Genomic DNA, 18008 nt, shown 5'->3' with positions numbered 1-18008 from the left:
ACAAACCGAAAACATGACGTTTTCAATTCATACCAAATAAGCAGTCTCCACACGAACACACAACACACACCAAACGATGCGCGCCACACGCCCACGCAGGACAATTGGCATTAACTATCAAGCACACTGTTGAGTTCTCAAGCAACCGACACGCACCGACTCCAACCCACCAGGGGCCTTCACTCGGGGCAACTTCTCTAACCTACCAGACTCATTCCCGCGTCTCAACTTCGCCGTGTCCGGTGAAGGAGAGCCGCCTGAGCCGACCGCCCCGGCGGCTTCTCATGACACGCAGAGGTGCCCTGAGAAGATCTGAGGGGTGGCCACCCGGGGGATCCAGCCACTTCGCGGCGGCTCCGAAGAGCTTCGCAGTGGTGTCTGTTCCTCCCTGCCGGGCTGACTTCGAGAACATTACGGGGTGCCCGTCGCCCCCGTCAACTCGCCTCCCGGAACCGCAGCCGGTCCCCCGGCCGGAGCTGCGCGGCGACGTCGAGCGCGCCGGTCCGGACGACACCGATCACCGGATAGCCACCCGTGACGGGATGGTCACGGAGGAAGAGGACGGGTTGCCCGTCGGGCGGGACCTGGATCGCGCCGGGCACGAGCCCTTCGCTCGGCAGCTCTCCGCTCCGTCGTCCGACCCGCCCACCCGACAGCCTGAGGCCGACCCGGTTGCTCGCGTCCGTCACCTCGAACGTGACGCCCAGGAGGTCGCGCCAGGCGGCGTCGTCGAACCACTCGTCCCGCACCCCGCGGCGCACCGTCAGCTCGACGATCCCCGTCGTCGCGGCGCGGGGCGCCGCCAGGTCGACCACGGGCAGACGGGACGGTCGCGGCCCGATCGCCAACCGGTCCCCCGCGCGCAACGGCGCGGGCCCGAGGCCGGCGAGGACGTCGAACGAACGCGACCCCAGCACGGGCGCCACGTCGAACCCGCCGCGCACGCCCACATAGGTCCGCGTCCCGCACGCGGCGAACCCGAGGTACAGCTCGGCTCCCCGGCGCACCTCGAGCACCGCTTGCATACCGACCGACGTGCCGTCGAGCACCGCCGGCGCCGTCGCGCCCGCGAGCACGACCGTCGCCCGCTCGTGGAACCTCAGGACCAGCCCGCCGAGGGTCACCTCGAGCGCTGCGGCGGAGTCGTCGTTGGCGAGCAGGCGGTTGAGCAGGCGCAACGCCACCTTGTCCGCGGCGCCCGACCTCCCCACCCCCGACGACGCCCAGCCCGGCCGCCCCTCGTCCTCGACGAGCGTCAGCGGCCCCGGCGCGAGAACCTCGACGCCACCGGCACGGTAACCCTCGGCAGGCCGTCGGTCATCCTCGGCGGAGTGCGCGTCACCCCCGGCGGACAGCACGTCACCGTCGGCGTCGCCCGGCAGCCGGTCGACCTCTCGGAAGCGCACCCTCGTCCCCGCGGTCAGGAGCGCGGGCGGGTCGCGGTCGACGTCGAACAGCTCGACGTCGGTCCGGCCCAGCAGTCGCCACCCGCCGGGAGTCGCACGGGGGTAGACCGCCGTGAGGTCGCCCGCGAGCGCGACCGACCCGGCCGGCACCCGGGTCCGCGGGGTCGCGAGGCGGGGCGCGGCGATCGCCGGGTCGACCTCGGTCAGGTACCCGAAGCCCGGCATGAAGCCGCCGAACGCGACCACGTACTCCCGTCCGCTGTGGCGCGCCACGACCTCGGCGACGGACAGCCCGGCCCACGCGGCGACGTCGGGCAGGTCCTGCCCGTCGTAGACGACCGGGATCTCCACGAGGCGCCCCTCCCCCTCCTGCGCGACCGCGCTCCGCGACTCCCACGCCGCCCGGACCGCGTCCTCGACCCGGGCCAGGTCCGCGGTGGTCGCCGCGTCGTCCAGCAGCACGAGCACCGTGCGCGCCGCGGGCACGACGTCCACGACGTCCGGCACGGCCGCGGCGCGCAGCGCGGCGGCCAGCGCGTGCACGTCGTCGAGCGCCGCGAGGTCGACCATGAGGGCGTGGTCGCCGTACGCACCGATGCGGGGCCCGCCCGACATCCCCGGCACGGTCACCGCCCGATCGCCTGCACGACGACGCCGCTCGCCTGGAGCACCCGGCGCACCTCGGTCAGGAGCGCGACCGCGCCGGGGGTGTCCGAGTGGACGCAGACCGAGTCGGCCTCGACCGAGATCTCCCTGCCGTCGGAAGCGACCACGACGCCCTCGGTCACCAGGCGCAGCGCGCGGTCGGCGACCTCGGCCGGGTCGTGCAGGACCGCGCCGCGTGTCCCCCGGGGCACGAGCGACCCGTCGGGCGCGTAGCCACGATCGGCGAAGACCTCGTGCACCACGGGCAGCCCCGCCTCCGCGGCGAGCCGCAGCACGGCCGACCCGGACATCCCGACGACGGGGAGCGTCGGGTCGTACCCCACGACCGCTTCCACGACGGCGCGCGCCTGCTCCTCGTGCCGGACGATCGCGTTGTAGAGCGCGCCGTGCGGCTTGACGTACCGGACCCGGTCCCCCGCGAGGCGCGCGAACGCGTCGAGGGCGCCGAGCTGGTAGACGACGTCGGCCGTCAGCTCGGCGGGCGTGACCGCCAGGAAGCGCCGCCCGAAGCCCGCGAGGTCGCGGTAGGCGACGTGCGCACCGATGCTCACGCCCCGCTCGACGGCCGCGCGCGTGGTGGCGCGCATGATCATCGGGTCCCCCGCGTGGAAGCCGCACGCGACGTTCGCGCTGGTCACGAGGTCGAGGAGGGCATCGTCGTCCGCGAGCGCCCACGGCCCGAACCCCTCGCCCAGGTCCGCGTTGAGGTCGATGCGGCGCGCGTCGGGCGCCGGGAGGTGCGTCATGTCCCCATCATCGCCGAGAGCACGCGCGTCGGCCGTGACCCGCGGGTCACGACCGGCTGTGCTGTCAGGTGCTGCCAGGTGCTGTCAGGTGCTAGTCAGGTGCTAGTCAGGTGCTCGTCTCGTGCCGTCGGGCACGTCAGGCCATCGACGGCTCGGCGTCGACCAGGTCGGCACGGATGTCCTCCCGCAGCTGGGGTGTGGGTTCGTGACCGTGCTTGCTGATCATGTGGTCGTACGCGGCGTCGAGGACTTCCTCCTCCTCGCCGGCGATCGTCAGCGTGCAGTTGATGACGCTGGGCGTGGTCCGACAGTCGACCATCTTCCTCATGTGTTCTCACCTCCCCTCACGCGGGCCCCGTCGTCGGGGCTCCGGCGGGGGCGGCGTCCGTGGGCTGGGCGGGCGACGTCTCCGGTCCTTCCACCGTCCTCCGGGCAGGGCGGGGTGTCAACGGCCCGACGGCGGGACGCCCCTCCCGCTCGTCGGTGCGGCCGGGTAGATTTCCGCGGGTGACGACCTCCCTGCGCACCGCGACCCCCGCCGACGCCGACCGCCTCGCGGCCCTGGCCGCGATCACGTTCCCGCTCGCGTGCCCGCCGGGTTCCGACCCGGCGGCGGTCGCCGAGCACATCCGCACGCAGCTCTCCCCGGAGAGGTTCGTCGCGTGGACCGCGAGCGCCGACCACGCGCTGCTCGTGGCCGAGTCGCCCGGGTCGCCCGACGGGGCCGCCGAGGCCGGAGGGGCCGACGCGTCCGACGGCGCCGGAGACCTGGTCGGCTACGCGCTGCTCGTGCGCGGCGTGCCCGACGACGCCGACATCGTGGCCGTCGTGGGCGACGAGCCGACCGTCGAGCTGTCGAAGATCTACGTGCACCCCTCGTCCCAGGGCACGGGGGTCGCGAGCGACCTCATGCGGGCCGCGCTCGACGCGGCACCGGCCCTCGTCCCGGACCGGGCCGTGTGGCTCGGTACCAACGGGGAGAACGCGCGGGCCCAGGCGTTCTACCGCAAGCACGGGTTCGCGTTCGCGGGCACGCGCACCTACGTCGTGGGCGGCGAGGCGCACGACGACGTCGTGATGGTGCGCCCGCTCGACTGACCCCGTGCTGAGCCCCAGGCCTGGGCCACACCGTGCGCCGCGGTGAGCGGCGCCGTCGGGCCAGGGCTCGTCCCACGTGCCCGAGGGCGCCGGACGACGGGGGGGGGGGGGCACCCCCCCGGCCCCCCCCCCGCCCGCTGCGGTCACACCGTCAACCGGTCAACCGGTCAACCGGTCAACCGGTCACCCGCAGCTCGTCGCCCCGTAGGCGACGTCGAAGGTCGTGGTCCGACCCCCGGCCGTCGCCGTGACCTGAGCGACGCCTGCCTCCACCGCGCCGGCACGCGCGCTGAACGACTGGTGCGCGGACTTCCCCGGCTGGACGCCGAGGAAGGTCTTGGTGCCGAACGGCGTGGTGACGACGATGTCCGCGGGGACGTCCTCGTCGTTCACGACGCGCACCGAGACGTTGGCCGTGCGCCCCACGCACTGGGACTTCACCGTGGAGGTGACCTCGACCTCGGGCTCCGGCTCGACGGTCAGGTCCTTGACCTGCACGTCCCGGAACGAGACGTCGTCGCCGTTGCCGTGGTTCTGCAGCCCGACGAAGCCGGACGACAGGTCGCGGGACGGCTCGGTCGAGGTGAAGTCGTTGATCAGCGTCCCGTTGAGGAACACCCGGATCCGCTGGCCCTCGACCCTGATCTCGTACGCGTTCCACTCCCCCGGCGCCTTGAGGACGGCGTCGCGGGCGGCGAGGTCGGCGCTCTGGAACGTGTAGATCGCACCGGTGGTGCGGTCGTCGGCGTCCGTCGCGTCGATCTGGATCTCGTACCCCTGGTTGACCGCGACCCAGGGGTCGTTCCCCGGGTCCGGGAACCCGACGAAGACGCCCGAGTTGTCGTCCCCCGCCATCTTCCAGTCGAGCGTGAGGCTGTACGCCTCGAGCTCCTCGGGGTACCAGAGCAGGCCCATGCCCCCGGTGGACAGCATCGAGCAGTCCTCCTGGAGCTCGAACCCGCCCGGCCCGGCCATCTTCCAGCCCGCGAGGGACTCGGCCGTGCCGTCGAACAGCATCCGATAGCCCTCGGCCGGGGTGGCCGGCTCGCAGACCTCGGGCTCGTCGTCCACGAACGTGACGTCGCCGAACGCGACCGTCGTGGGAGCCGTCTGGTTCTTGCCGAGCGCGAACGGCCCCGGGGCGATCCCCGCGAGCGTGTCGTTCGTGACCGGTGCGAGGTCCGTCCAGGTGACGCCGTCGAGCGACCAGGACCCCGTGAAGGTGCTTCCGTCGCGCGACAGGCGCACGTGGTAGGTCTTGTCGGCCTCGCGCGGCAGGTCGGACACGCCGGGCTGCGGGTCCTGGACCACGTCGCCCTTCTCGCTGCGCGCCTCGAAGCCGACGGTCCCGGCAGCCGCCCCGTTGTGGATCACGCCCACCTTGACGTAGTTGGCCGGGTCCTTGAAGACCATGAGGCCGCCCTGGTGGTAGTTCTGCGTGAGGTCGGCCGTGACGGTCGTCTCGACCGTCCACGTGTCACCCGTGACGACCTTGTTGCGCAGGATGTTCGGCACGGTCGAGTTGGTCGCGCCGAACACGTCGTCGTCCGTGGTGGTCAGGCGCAGCGCACCGTCGCTCACCGCGAGCCTGGACGCGTCCGGGTTGACGACGTACCAGCGGCACGGGTCGAGCTCGGTGCCCTCGAACGTGTCGCTCGCCGTCGTGCCCTCGCACGTGGGCGGCGTGGTGCCGTCCACGAGGCGCACGTAGTCGAACGCGACGTCGATCTGCGCCGCGCCCGCGAGCTTGCCGAGCGCGAAGACACCGACCCCGGCGTCCTGGGCCGCCGGGTTCTTCACGCCACCCGGCAGCGCTGCCCAGGTCTGGCCGTTATCGACCGAGACCTGGCCCGTGAACGTGTCACCGGCGCGGGACAGCCGCAGCTGGTACTCGCCGTAGACCGGCTTGGCGAGGTTGTCGATCCCCGGCTGCGGGTTCTGCGTGACGTCGCCGACCTCGCTGCGCAGCTCCGCCCGCACCGAGCCGTCGTCGTTGCCGACCACGTCGAGCTTCACGTAGTTCTTCTCGTCGAGGTAGACGATGAGGCCGCCCTGCTGGGCAGACCTCGTGAGCGGCGCCGTGAACGACGTCTCCACGGTCCAGGTGTCTCCCGGCTGGTCGGTCGTGACGATGTTCGGCACGGGCGAGTTCGCCGTCCCGTAGAAGTCGTCGTCGGTCGTGGTGACGACCCACTTGCCGTCGCGGACCTCGGCGAGGTCCGGCCGGTAGCTGTGGACGTCCCACCGGCACGCGTCGATCGACGCGCCGAGGAACTCGTCGACCGGTCCGCGCTGCGGGTCGGTCTCGGTGCACTCGAGGGTGCCGAACGTCGTCACCTTCACGGTGCCCGACGCCGAGGCGCCGGCCGGGTCGGTCACGGTCACCTTGGCCGTGAACGCGCCTCCCGTCGTGTAGGTGTGCGTGACCTGCGCGCCCGTGCCGGTCCCGCCGTCGCCGAAGTCCCACGCGTACGTGAGCGCGTCGCCGTCGGCGTCGGTCGCCGCGGCCGTGAACGTCACGTCGAGCGGGGCGTCACCCGTGGTGGGCGTGCCCGTGACCGACGTGACCCTCGGTGCCACGTTGTTCGCCGCACCCTTGCCCGCGAAGTGGAGCGAGTCGACGTCGAACATGTCGCCCGTGCCCCCCGACGCCGAGCGCGCGACGAAGAACAACGTGTTCGTGCCACCCGGGTCCGTGATCGGCACGACGTCGGACGACGCGTGCGTCTCCCAGCTGCCCGTCGAGCCCATCGTGATGGTCCCGAGGAGCGGACCGTTCGCCGCTCCCACGCGGACGTCGATCAGACCGCCCGCGTTGCCCGACGTGTAGCGCGCCGAGATGCCCGTGATGTCCTGGAGGTTCATCCGGTCGAACGCGAACCAGTCGCCCGGGGCGATGTAGCCGAGCTGCTTGGCGCCCTCGGCCGCGGCCTTGTCGACGACCTGGACACCCTGCTGGGCCGTGAAGTACTCGGCCTGCTTGGTGCGCGTGTGCAGGACGGCCTCGTCGTCGCCGCTGAGCGCGGGCACGCCCTCGGCTCCACCGTCGGTGTAGGTCGCGTTGACCACGCCGAAGATGTTGGCGTCGAGTCCGTGGCCCTCGTCCTTGACCGTCGTGAGGACGCCCTCGCAACCGGTCGCGCTCGAGAGCGGGTGGCCGTGGTTGTCGTGGCCGAGGATGTACTCGACGACGACGTTCTCGCAGTCGACCTGGTTGCCGTCCTCGGCGTCGGTCACCGTGACCTTGAACGGCACCTGGTCGCCGAAGTCGAAGAACTGCCCGTCCTGCGGCAGCTCCAGCGTCACCACGGGAGCGGTGTTGCCGACCGTGACGGTCGTGGTGGACACCCCGGTCTTGCCGTCGGGAGCGGTCACCGTCAGGCGGGCCGTGTACTGGCCCTTGGCCGTGTAGGTGTGGGTCACCACGGGCTCGGTCGAGTCGACCGTGCCGTCCGAGTCCACGTCCCACGCGTACGTGAGCGGCAGGTTCTCGGGGTGCTTGGACCCCGAGCCGTCGAGGACGACCTCGAGCGGCACGCCACCGTTGGTCACCGACGCCTCGATCTCGGCGACGGGAGAGCGCGAGCCCTTGACATAGTCGATGCGGTAGACCGCGGAGTCCGCGGCGCCGCCGAAGTAGCCGCTGCCGTAGTCGAGCACGTACAGCGAGCCGTCCGGACCGAACTCCAGGTTCATGGGACGACGGATGTTCAGCCCCGTCAGCGCCGGGGCGAAGCCCGCAGGGCTGCCGTCCTCGTTCAGCACGGCCTCCTTGATCCAGCGCCGCTCCCACTCGTACAGCAACGGCTTGCCGTCGTAGTACGCCGGGAACTTGGTCTCCGAGTCGAGCTCGGGGTCGTAGTCGTAGACGACGGCGCCCATGGGCGACTCGCCGCCCGAGCCGAACGCCGGGACGTTGCCGCCGTCGTAGGGCTGCCAGGCAGCGATGGCCGGCGGCAGGTCCACGAGGCCCGTGTTGTTCGGGCTCGTGTTCTTGGGGGCGCTGCAGTCGAACGCCGCGCCCGAGGTGCCCGTGGCGAAGTCGTGGTCGACGTAGGGGACGTTGTCCCCCACGCAGTACGGCCAGCCGTAGTTGCCGGGCTCGGTGATGACGTTGAACTCGACCGAGCCACCGGGGCCGCGGTTCGGGTTGGCCCCGCCCGCGTCGGGCCCGTAGTCGCCGAGGTGCACGTAGCCCGTGGCATTGTCGACCGAGAACCGGAAGGGGTTGCGGAAGCCCATCGCGTAGATCTCGGGACGAGTCTTGTCCGTGCCCGGTGCGAAGAGGTTGCCGTCCGGGATCGTGTAGGTCCCGTCGTCCTTCATGGTGATGCGCAGGAGCTTGCCGCGCAGGTCGTTGGTGTTGCCCGAGGAACGCTGGGCGTCGTAGGCCGGGTTGCGCGTCGCCCGCTCGTCGATCGGCGTGTAGCCGTCCGAGGCGAACGGGTTCGTGTCGTCACCCGTCGACAGGTAGAGGTTGCCCTCGGCGTCGAAGTCGATCTCGCCACCCGCGTGGCAGCAGGTGCCGCGCGAGGCCTCGACCTCGAGGATCTTCTTCTCGCTCGCCAGGTCGATCGTGTTCTGGTCCGTGAGCGTGAAGCGCGAGAGCTGGTTGTAGCCGTCGAACGCCTCGAACGACTCGGGGCCCGCCCCGTTCTCCGGGGCGTCGCCCGCCGGAGTGCTCAGCCTCGGCGCGTAGTAGAGGTAGACCCAGCGGTTCTCGGCGAAGCCAGGGTCGATCGCGACCCCCTGGAGCCCGTCCTCGTCGTGCGAGTACACCGGGATGGTGCCCGCGAGGGACGTCGACGCGTCCGCGGTCGTGTACCAGACCCGCCCGTCGCGCGAGGTGTGCAGGACGTCGCCCTCCGGCAGGACCGCGAGCGCGATGGGCTCACCGGTCTTCTCGGCGCCCTTCGCGAGCGTGATCTGCTCGTACGAGCTCTCGACCGTCGCGCCGCACTCGGCGTCGACCGCACCCGCGGCGGTCTGGATGCCACCCAGCAGGTGCTGGACGAACGCCGGGTCGGTGTACGACTCCTGCGTGTGGCCGCCGCCCGTGTACCAGGAGCGGCCCCCGGCCACGTCCTGGCACCAGGCGGTCGGATGGTCGGCGCCCATGGCGCCTCCTCCCGGCGAGTACGTCGACTCGTCGAGCGTCGCGAGCACGTGCACGTCGCCGCGCGGGTTCTCGCGGAAGTTGTACCACTCGTCGTACCGCTCCCACGAGGCGGGCAGGTGCGCGGTGGAGGGGTGGTCCTTGTCCGCGACCACGACGGTCGCGGTCTGGTTCTGCGGGTGCGCCGAGAAGTACGCGCCCACGAGGTCGCCGTACCAGGGCCAGTCGTACTCCGTGTCGGACGCCGCGTGCACGCCCGCGTACCCGCCGCCGTCGGCGATGTACGCCTCGAACGCGGCCTGCTGGTCGGCGTTCAGCACGTCGCCGGTCGTCGAGAGCCACACGACCGCGTCGTAGCCCGCGAGGTTCTCCTCGGTGAAGGCCCCCGCGTCCTCGGTCGCGGTCACGGCGAAGTGGTTGTCCTCGCCGAGCTGCTTGATCGTCGCGATCCCGGCCGGGATCGCGTCGTGCCGGAACCCGGCGGTCTTCGAGAAGACGAGCACGGAGAACTCGTCGTGGGCAGCGGCGGGGGTCGCCGTCAGGGCCAGGGTCGGGGCGGCGAGCGTCAGCGCGACGAACGCGCTCACCCCTGCCCGTCTTCTTCGGTGTCGTACGGTCACAGCTTTCTCCTTTGAAAGTCGATCGTCGTCCTCCGCGGCGGCGGGGCCGCCGGTCCTGCGTCCGTCCTCACCTCCTCGTGCGCACGGTGCCCCTGGGCGCCCGCCGGGACTCGGCCCACCCGCAGGTGGTCCCGGCGGGCACCGGTCTAGTGGTCGCTCTCGCCCAGGCTCGCGGCGCCGTCGCCCGCGTCGTCCGGGTGGAGCGGGAGGAACACGTGGACGTGCCCCTGGTCGGCGCCGACGCTCAGCTCGTCGAGCTGGGTCGCGGCCATGGCCCACGTGTCGGCTGCCCGCAGCCGCAGGTCGGCCGCGAGCGCCAGGAGCTCTGCGCGGGCCGGCTCGGCCGCGCCCTCGGCCAGGACGAGCGTGTCGACCGTGTCGCCCAGCAGCGCGATCGAGACGCCCAGCCCGTTGCGCGTCACGTTGTACCCCGACGCACCGGCGGGCAGGGACTCGGCCTCGGTCGTCAGGGTCGCGAGCGCCTCGCGCCAGGTCGCGACCTGCTCGGGCGTCGCGGGGGTGCCGGGCGAGCCGTCGAGCGGCAGCGCCACGGACAGGTCGTTCATGGTCGGGACCAGGCGCTCCTGGGCGGAGAGCGCGAAGTCGGTCACGACGCCCAGGTTCTCGGCGTCGCGCGCGGCCTCGGCGGCCTCGAGCTCGGCCACGCGCGCGGGGTCGACGGCGTACGCGCCGGACGCTCCGTCGTCGGGCGCTCGCGTGACGGCCCACACGACCACCGCGACGACGACGCCGACGACGACCACCGCGGCGACCGCGAGCCACGCGCGGCGAGCGCGCGAGAGATTCCACGGCCACCGGGCGCTCGTGCGCTCCGGTGGCCGCTGCTGGGGACGGCCGGCACCGTCCCCGGACCGGGGGCCCGCTCCCCGAGCGGTCGCCGACCGGGCCGCGAGGTCCGCCTTGCTGCGTCGTGCTGCGGTCTTCTGCGCCACGGGTCGGTTCCTGTCTGTCGAGGGCGGGAGGTCGTGCCGACGCGAGAGCCTGGCACGAGGAGGGGGCTCGACGAGGACGAGCCGACGAAGAGGCCTGCCGGGAGACACGGCAGGGACGCGCTGTCAGGTGCCGCGCGTCGTCCGACCGTCACCGGCCGGACGACGCGCGCGGCAGGCGCCGCCCCCTGGGGGGCGACGCCTACCGTTCGTGCATCAGCCGCAGGACGCGGCCGCGTAGTCCACCGTGTACGTCGACGTCCGGTCCCCGATCGTCGCGACGACCGTGGCGGAACCCGCCTCGACCGACGTGGCGCGCGAGGCGAACGACTGCGACGCGGACTTGCCCGGAGCGACACCCGTGAAGGTCTTCGTCCCGAACGGCGTGCTCACCTTGATCGTCGCCGGCGCGTCGTCGGTGTTGACGACCCGCACGTTGACGAGCACCTTGCCCGCCGTGCACTGCGCGCGCGGCGTGACCTCGACCGTGACCCCGCCCTCGACCGGCGGTACCGAGAGGGTGAGCGGCTCGCTCACGTTCCCGGCGACGTCGACCGCGCGGTACGAGACCTCGACGGCCACGTCCCCGACGACGACGGGCTCGGTGTACTCGAGCCACTCGTCCGCGGGGGTGTCGGCGAGGCGGTACTCGACCCGGGCGAGGCCCGAACCGGTGTCCGCGCCGGCCAGGGTGACCGTGCGCTCGGACAGCTCGGCCGTCGCGGTCGGTGCCGTGGCATCGATCTTCACCACGTGCACGACCTCCTGCGACACGTTGCCGGCCTCGTCGCTCGCGCGGAAGGTGAGCGAGTGCTCGCCGCCCGCCGTGAGCGCGATACCGCCCGTGTACGGTGCCCAGTCGGCGCCCGCGACCTTGACCTCGATCGACGGCGCCTGCGAGACGTCGTCGGTCGCGGTCGCGGTGACCGTCACGGCCCCGGTGTTCCAGCCGGACGCGCCGGCTGCGGGGTCCTGCGCGACGGCCACGACCGGTGCCTGCGTGTCCTCGTCACCCGTGGTGACGTGGAACCAGTCGAAGGCGACCTTGACGGGGACCTCCTGCTCGGGGCCGATGGCCACGAGACCGAAGGACGTCAGCGCCGCGTCGTTGGTGACCGGGGCCCCGAGGGACGTCCAGTTCACCCCGCCGTCGCTGACCCAGCCCTGGTAGGTGTTGCCCACCTTCTCCATGCGCAGGTACCAGTAGCCCGACTCGGTCGTGTCGGCGATCTCGAGCTGGCGGTTGCCGCCGCTCGAGGCCGCGTTCTTCTCCGACGCGAGCTCTGCACCCAGGTTGAGCGGGGCGCCCGGCTGGTTCTTGGCGACCACGTCGAGCTTGACGTAGTTGTCGTCGTCGCCGTAGGCCATCAGACCGGCGTACTGCCAGCGGTGCAGCAGCGGTGCCTTGAAGCGCGTCTCCGCGACCCAGTCACCCTCGGGGGCTGCCTGGAGCACGAAGTTGCGCGGGCTGATCGGGTTCTGGTTGTTGATGTCGCCCGGCTGCGTGGTGATGCGCAGCTCGCCACCGGCGACCTCGACCTTCGAGGCGTCGTAGCGGACCACGTTGTTCCAGCGGCAGCCGTCGAGCGCGGTGCCGTCGAACTCGTCGGACGGCTCACGGGTGCCGTCGTCCGTCGAGTCCGGCGTGACCTTGAACCAGTCGACCAGGGCGACCGAGTCGGCCGTCCCCGTGTCGCCCGCGGCGATGACGCCGAAGGTGGCGTTCGCCTTGGCCGGGGCGGAGCCCGAGATCGCAGTCCACGTCTGGCCGTCCGCGGAGTACGCGGCCGTGATGGCCGTACCCGAGGAGGTCAGCTTGAGGTAGACCGACGACGGGAAGTCCGCCGCGACGTTCGTCTGGCCGTGCCACGTGCGCGCACCGCCGGTCTCCGTCTGGAACTCCAGGAAGCGGTTGCCGTTCTGGTTCTTCGTGAACGCGAACTTGGTGTACTCGTCGTCGTTCACGTGCACGAGGAGACCCGCGTGCTGCCAGTGCCGTGCGAGCGGGACCTCGACCTTGGTCTGGATCTCCCACGCCCCGGCGGGTGCCGGCTGGCCCAGGTAGCTGATCGGGCCCGGGACCGCCTCGTTGATGTCGCCCTGGACGACGGGCAGGACCGCCTTGCCGTCCGCGACCGTGATCGACGTCCCGGGTGCGGTACGCACCACGGTCCAGCGACCGGTGTTGACGTCCGCGGCGTCGAAGTCGTCCGACTTCTGCGCCGCGCACTGCGGCGGGGTGTCCGTCCCGGGCTCGGTCGGGTCGACCGGGTCGTCGTCGAACGAGAAGTCCTGGAACTCGACCGCGCTCTGGTTCGAGCTGTGCGCCGTCACGAAGAGACCGACGTCCTGGACCGACGCCGCTCCCGGCAGGGACACCGGGTCGCCGATCTGGGTGAAGTTCTCGCCGTCCTTGCTCCACGACGCGGTGTACAGGTCACCGTCGCGCTCGATCCGCACCCACGCGGGGTAGCTCGTCGAACTGGCCGCCGAGGATGTCACGAGCTGCCCCGCGGCGTTGCCGCGCAGCCACTCGAAGCCGCCGCTCGGGCGGATGCCCAGGGCCGCGTAGCCCGGCGACTTGCCCGGCTGCGTCACGTCGTTGCGGACGATGAGACCCGCCTTGGCGGACCCGTTGGTGTTGCCCTGGCTGTTGACCTTGACCGTCGCGGACCACTTCTCGTCCGCGCCGGCCTCCTTGTAGATGGCCGAGTACTCGTCGGTGCCCTGCCACATGTTGGCACCCGCCGAGCTCACGAGGTACTTGCCCTCGGACAGCTGCTCGAACGTGCCGTTCGCGTTGGTGAAGGTCTTCATGCCGGCGAACAGGTCACCGACCTGAGCCATGACGATGCGGGACTTCGTGGTGAGCCCCTTGTCGTTCGTGGCGACCGCGGTCAGCTTGTAGTAGTTGTCCGCCGTGGCGTTCCACGTCGTCGCGAACGGCGCGGACGTGTCGGTGCCGATCGACTGGCCGTTCACGAAGAACTCGACCTGGGTGACCGTGTTCTCGGCGTCGGTCGCGTCCGCGGTGACCGTGATCGCGCCCTGCTCGAGCTGGACGCCCGCCTCGGGAGCGGTCACGACGACCTCGGGACGGGTCGTGGCCGAGATGCCCTTGCCGTGCGCCTCGATGAAGTTCAGGCGACGCTCGCCCGCACCGGGGAACACGACGTACAGCGTGAAGCTCTCGCCCGGGTCCGCCACGTCGACGCGCACGTCGGTGAAGGTACCCAGCCCGGTCTCCGGGACGGAGGCCGTGGCGAGCAGCTCGCCGTCGGGAGCGTCACGACGCAGCTCGACGGTGCCCGCCTGCGCTGCCGAGACGCGCAGCGACAGGGCGCTGATCTGGTGGAGGTTGAACGGGTCGTACGAGGACCAGGCCCCGTCCTTGCCCGTGATGACGGACCCGCCGCCCTCGACGTCCCGGCTGGGGAGCTGGGTCGTGCCCTGGGTAGCGGTCTGGAACTCGGCCTCACGCTTCTTGCCGAACACCAGCGTCGTGTCGGAGCCGGTCAGCGCGGGCACGTCGCCCTCGCCGCCGCCGTCCGTGTACCGCGCGTCGAGCACGTAGAAGACGTTCATGTCCTCGCCGTGGCCACCGCCCAGGCCGGTCTCGACCGAGCCCGTCGTGCCGTGGAGCGGCTCGGAGGGGTGTGCGTGGGCGTCGTGCCCGAGCGCCGGCTGGATGATGACGTTCTCGTCGACGATCGAGGAGTCCTCGGCGTCGCTGACCTCGACGTCCCAGTCGATCCGGTCGCCGAAGTCGAAGAACGACCCGGTCGGCGGCAGGTTGAAGTCGACCTCGGGGCGCGTGTTGCCGACCGTGATCGGGACCGTGGCGGTACCGACCTTGCCCGACGGGTCGCTCACCGTGAGGCGGGCGTCGTAGACGCCGTTCGCGGTGTAGGTGTGGCTCGGGGCCGCCTCGGTCGAGTCCGTCGTGCCGTCACCGTCGAAGTCCCACGCGTACGTGAGCGCCTCGTTCTCGGGGTCGGTGCTCGCGGCGCCGTCGAACGTGACGGTGAGCGGGGCCGTGCCCGAGTCCGGCGTGGCGGCCGGCTTGGCGACCGGGGAGCGCGAACCGGAGATGTAGTCGATGCGGTGGAGGCCCGAGTTCGGGTTGTCACGCCCGAAGCCGCCGCCCCAGTCGAGCACGTAGAGCGCGCCCTCGGGGCCGAACGTCGAGTCGATCGGGGCGAGGAACTGCTCGTTCGACAGGAACGGGTTGACCTTCTCGACAGCCGCGCCCTTCGGCGTGGAGTCCTTCAGGTCGATCGAGTACATCTTGTTGCGCGCCCACTCGTAGAAGAAGGGCTTGCCGTCGTAGTACTCGGGGAACTTGGTGTCCGACACGAGGTCGGCGTCGTAGCTGTAGAACGGGCCGCCCATGGGTGCGAGCCCGCCGCCGGCGTTGATGACACCGGGGGCCGACGTGCGCTGGTAGCCGTAGTACATGTCCGCCGGCTGGGCGGCGGGGAGCTGCGTCAGACCCGTGTTCAGGATCGAGTCGTTGACCGGGTTCGCGCAGTCGAAGTTGGCGCCGACCGTAACCGGGTTGGTGCGGTAGTCGACGTCACGGAAGGGCTCGTTCTTGCCCATGCACAGGGGCCAGCCGAAGAAGCCCGGCTCCTGGATGTAGTTCCACTCGGCGATGCCCGCGGGACCGCGGTTCGCGAGGTTGTCGGAGCCGTTGTCCGGGGAGTAGTCGGCCACGCCGAGGTTGCCCGTGGCGGGGTCGATCGTGAACCGGAACGGGTTGCGGAAGCCCATCGCGTAGATCTCGGGCAGCGTCTTGTCGGTGCCCGGGGCGAACAGGTTGCCCTCGGGGATCGTGTACGTGCCGTCGGCCTCGGGGTGGATGCGGAGCACCTTGCCGCGCAGGTCGTTGGTGTTGGCCGACGTCGCGCGTGCGTCGTGCAGGCGGCCGTCACGCTCCGAGAGCGGGGCGTACCCGCCCGAGGGCTCCGAGTGCGGGTTCACGTCGTCGCCCACGCCGATGTACAGGTCACCGGTGCGGTCGTCGAAGATCAGGCTGCCGCCCGTGTGGCCCGGCTCGTCGGGCAGGCGCCCGGCCGGGACCTCGATGAGGACCTTCTCCGAGGCCGGGTCGATCACGGTGCCGCCGGGACCGCCGTCGGTCACGGTGAAGCGCGAGATCCGGTTGAAGAAGTTCTCCGGGTTCGTGTCGTCGGCCGAGGCCGGCGAGTAGTACTGGTAGAGGTACCCGTTGGTCGCGAAGTCCTTGTCCAGCGCGATGCCCAGCAGGCCGTCCTCGCCGCCCGAGTACACGGGGATGGTGATGGCGGTCGAGGTGTTCTGGGTGCGCGGGTCGTAGACGCGGATCTGGCCGCGCACGAGCTCGGTGAAGAACACGCGACCGTCGGGCGCGACGTCCATGCCGAACGGTGCGCTCGTGTTGGTGTCGAGCGCGACCTTCTCGAACTGGCCCCAGTCGGTGCCACCGCAGTCCCCGGCCACCTGGCCGGACGCCCACTGGACGCCGCCCACGATGTGCTGGACCAGGTCCGGCTCCCCCGTGAAGTGCGCACCGAAGTGGCCCATGCCGGTCATCCAGGCACGGCCGCCGTCGTAGGGCTTGCACCACGAGATCGGGTGGTCGGCGCCCATCTTGTTGCCGCCCGCGTCGTACGTCGACTCGTCCATCGTGGCCAGCACGTGCGCGCTGCCGCGGACGTTGGCCGAGTAGTTGTACCACTCGTCGGCGCGGTTCCAGCGCTGGTCGAGGTGCTTGGTCGAGGGGTGCACGCTGTCCTCGACGCGCACCGTGCCGGGCAGGCCGGGGCTGTTGCCGGTCGCGGCGTGACCGGGCATGAGCGCCCCGATCATGTCGTCCCACCAGCCGTAGTTGCCGCGCATGTCGGTCGCGTTGTGGATCGCGACGATGCCGCCGCCGGCCTGCTGGTAGCGCTCGAGCGCAGCCTTCTGGTCGGCGTTCCACGGATCGCCCGACGTCTGGAACATGACCAGTGCGTCGTAGTTCGCGAGGCCTTCGTCGGTGAAGACCGAGGAGTCCTCGGTGTGGTCGGAGGAGATCCCGACGTCGGCGAACGCGGCCTCGAGCACCGGGGTGCCCTGCGTGATCGCCTCGGAGTGCCGGAACTGGGTCGTCTTGGTGAAGATGAGGACCTTGCGGTCGTCACCGGGAGCATGTGGTCCGTCGTGGGCAGCAGCCATCGTCGCGGGCGCGAGAGTGAACGCCAGAGCTCCGATGGTCAGCGCCGCGACGGCTCTTCCCCGCAGGGGAAGTCGCGCAGCCTTCATGTGTCTTGCCTCCAGGGCAGTCGGCACGTGGCGAGAGAGTCCGTGCCCCGCTCGTCGGTGAACGGGGCCGCACGTGCTGTGAAGAGTTACGTCGTCCCACGGCGTGCCGGCGCCGTCGGTACTGCACCTACCGATCGGTCAGCCGCGCATCAGTCCTTTCAGGAAGTCCAGGCCATCGACGGCGATGGCGTCCTGGGTGGGGGCGAGCGGTCGCCAGATCGAGGCGGCCGTCGCGATGGTCGCGTTGTCGGCGGTGAACGACTCGATGCAGAGCGAGCCGTCGTAGCCCACCTGGTCGAGCGCGCCGAGGAACGCGTGCCAGTCGAGGTGGTCGCTGCCGGGGGCCCCGCGGTCGTTGCCGCAGACCTGCACGTGCGCGATGCGGTCCCCGGCGCGCGTCACCGCGGCCGCCAGGTCCGTCTCCTCGATGTTCATGTGGTAGATGTCGAGCATGAGCCCGATCCCCTCCGAGGGGAGGGGCGCGACGACGGCGAGGCCCTGGTCGACCGTGTTGACCAAGCTCGTCTCGTAGCGGTTGAGCGGTTCGAGGCCGATCCGCACGCCTGCGGCCATCGCGTGCTCCACGACGGGGGCCAGGTGGTCGACGAGCTCGGCGTACGCAGCCTCGCGCTGGCCGGCGGTCATCCGCCAGGTGCGCCCCACGGACGCGTACGCCGGTCCGCCGATCACGCGCGAACCGACGGCGTGCGCCATGTCGACGACCTGGCGCAGGTAGTCCTGGGTCCGGCGGATCGTGCCGGCGTCGGCCGAGACGAGCTCGCGCCCAGGGCCCATGACGAGCGAGACCGAGGCCGCGAGGCCGTGGTCCGCGAGGACGCCCGCGGCGAGCTGAGGGTTCCAGTCGGTCACGTCCTCGACGGGCAGCTCGAGGACGTCGAAGCCCCACCCGGCGACGCGCGGGGCGATCTCGCGCAGGGAGGCGTCGGACAGGGGCGAGGTCCACACCCAGGTGTTGACCCCCAGGGGGCGCGTGCGAGCCACGGTGCTCTCTTTCGTCGGTGGGTGCGCTGCCGGTCCGCCCGACGCCGGAGCCCACCTTCGCGGGGAAGGTGCGCTCCGTCGTCGGGCGCCCGGGAGGTGCCGTGCGTACCGGCTCCCGG

General features: G+C 71.4%; 8 protein-coding genes. 1 reads left to right on the top strand and 7 read right to left on the bottom strand.

Going from position 1 to position 18008, the window contains the following annotated elements; translation table 11 throughout:
• Positions 1-434: 434 nt before the first annotated feature.
• The 3 genes from pxpB to WFH32_RS06345 all read right to left on the bottom strand — a co-directional run bounded on the left by pxpB (position 435) and on the right by WFH32_RS06345 (position 3146).
• The gene (pxpB, locus tag WFH32_RS06355; RefSeq protein WP_336706563.1) at positions 435-2021 is read right to left on the bottom strand and encodes a 5-oxoprolinase subunit PxpB; all 1587 of its coding nucleotides are present in this window, start codon (positions 2019-2021) and stop codon (positions 435-437) included.
• Positions 2022-2032: 11 nt separating this feature from the next.
• The gene (locus WFH32_RS06350; protein WP_336706561.1) at positions 2033-2818 is read right to left on the bottom strand and encodes a LamB/YcsF family protein; all 786 of its coding nucleotides are present in this window, start codon (positions 2816-2818) and stop codon (positions 2033-2035) included.
• 136 nt (positions 2819-2954) lie between these two features.
• Positions 2955-3146 (bottom strand): DUF1059 domain-containing protein, encoded by a 192-nt coding sequence (locus WFH32_RS06345; protein WP_138823657.1) that lies wholly within the window; start codon positions 3144-3146, stop codon positions 2955-2957.
• Between the two features lie 179 nt (positions 3147-3325).
• Here WFH32_RS06345 and WFH32_RS06340 point away from each other — a divergent pair, with 179 nt between their 5' ends.
• Positions 3326-3916 carry a GNAT family N-acetyltransferase gene (locus tag WFH32_RS06340; protein ID WP_336706559.1) on the top strand — a complete coding sequence of 197 codons (591 nt, stop codon included), beginning with the start codon at positions 3326-3328 and terminating at the stop codon, positions 3914-3916.
• Positions 3917-4099: 183 nt separating this feature from the next.
• On the opposite strand, the gene WFH32_RS06335 is transcribed toward WFH32_RS06340, so the two are convergent.
• From WFH32_RS06335 to WFH32_RS06320, 4 genes are all read right to left on the bottom strand, one after another.
• Complete coding sequence (locus tag WFH32_RS06335; RefSeq protein ID WP_336706557.1) at positions 4100-9619, bottom strand: ThuA domain-containing protein; 5520 nt, start codon at positions 9617-9619, stop codon at positions 4100-4102.
• Positions 9620-9798: 179 nt separating this feature from the next.
• The gene (locus WFH32_RS06330) at positions 9799-10605 is read right to left on the bottom strand and encodes a hypothetical protein (protein ID WP_336706555.1); all 807 of its coding nucleotides are present in this window, start codon (positions 10603-10605) and stop codon (positions 9799-9801) included.
• 213 nt (positions 10606-10818) lie between these two features.
• Positions 10819-16800 carry a ThuA domain-containing protein gene (locus WFH32_RS06325; RefSeq protein ID WP_336706554.1) on the bottom strand — a complete coding sequence of 1994 codons (5982 nt, stop codon included), beginning with the start codon at positions 16798-16800 and terminating at the stop codon, positions 10819-10821.
• 225 nt (positions 16801-17025) lie between these two features.
• Complete coding sequence (locus WFH32_RS06320) at positions 17026-17889, bottom strand: sugar phosphate isomerase/epimerase family protein (protein WP_336706552.1); 864 nt, start codon at positions 17887-17889, stop codon at positions 17026-17028.
• Positions 17890-18008: the final 119 nt, after the last annotated feature.

The sequence above is a fragment of the Oerskovia sp. USHLN155 genome (assembly GCF_037145535.1).
GTDB classification, from domain to species: Bacteria; Actinomycetota; Actinomycetes; order Actinomycetales; family Cellulomonadaceae; genus Oerskovia; species Oerskovia rustica.
Note: the sequence above shows the minus strand (reverse complement) of the source record. Positions and strands in the feature narration are given on the sequence as shown.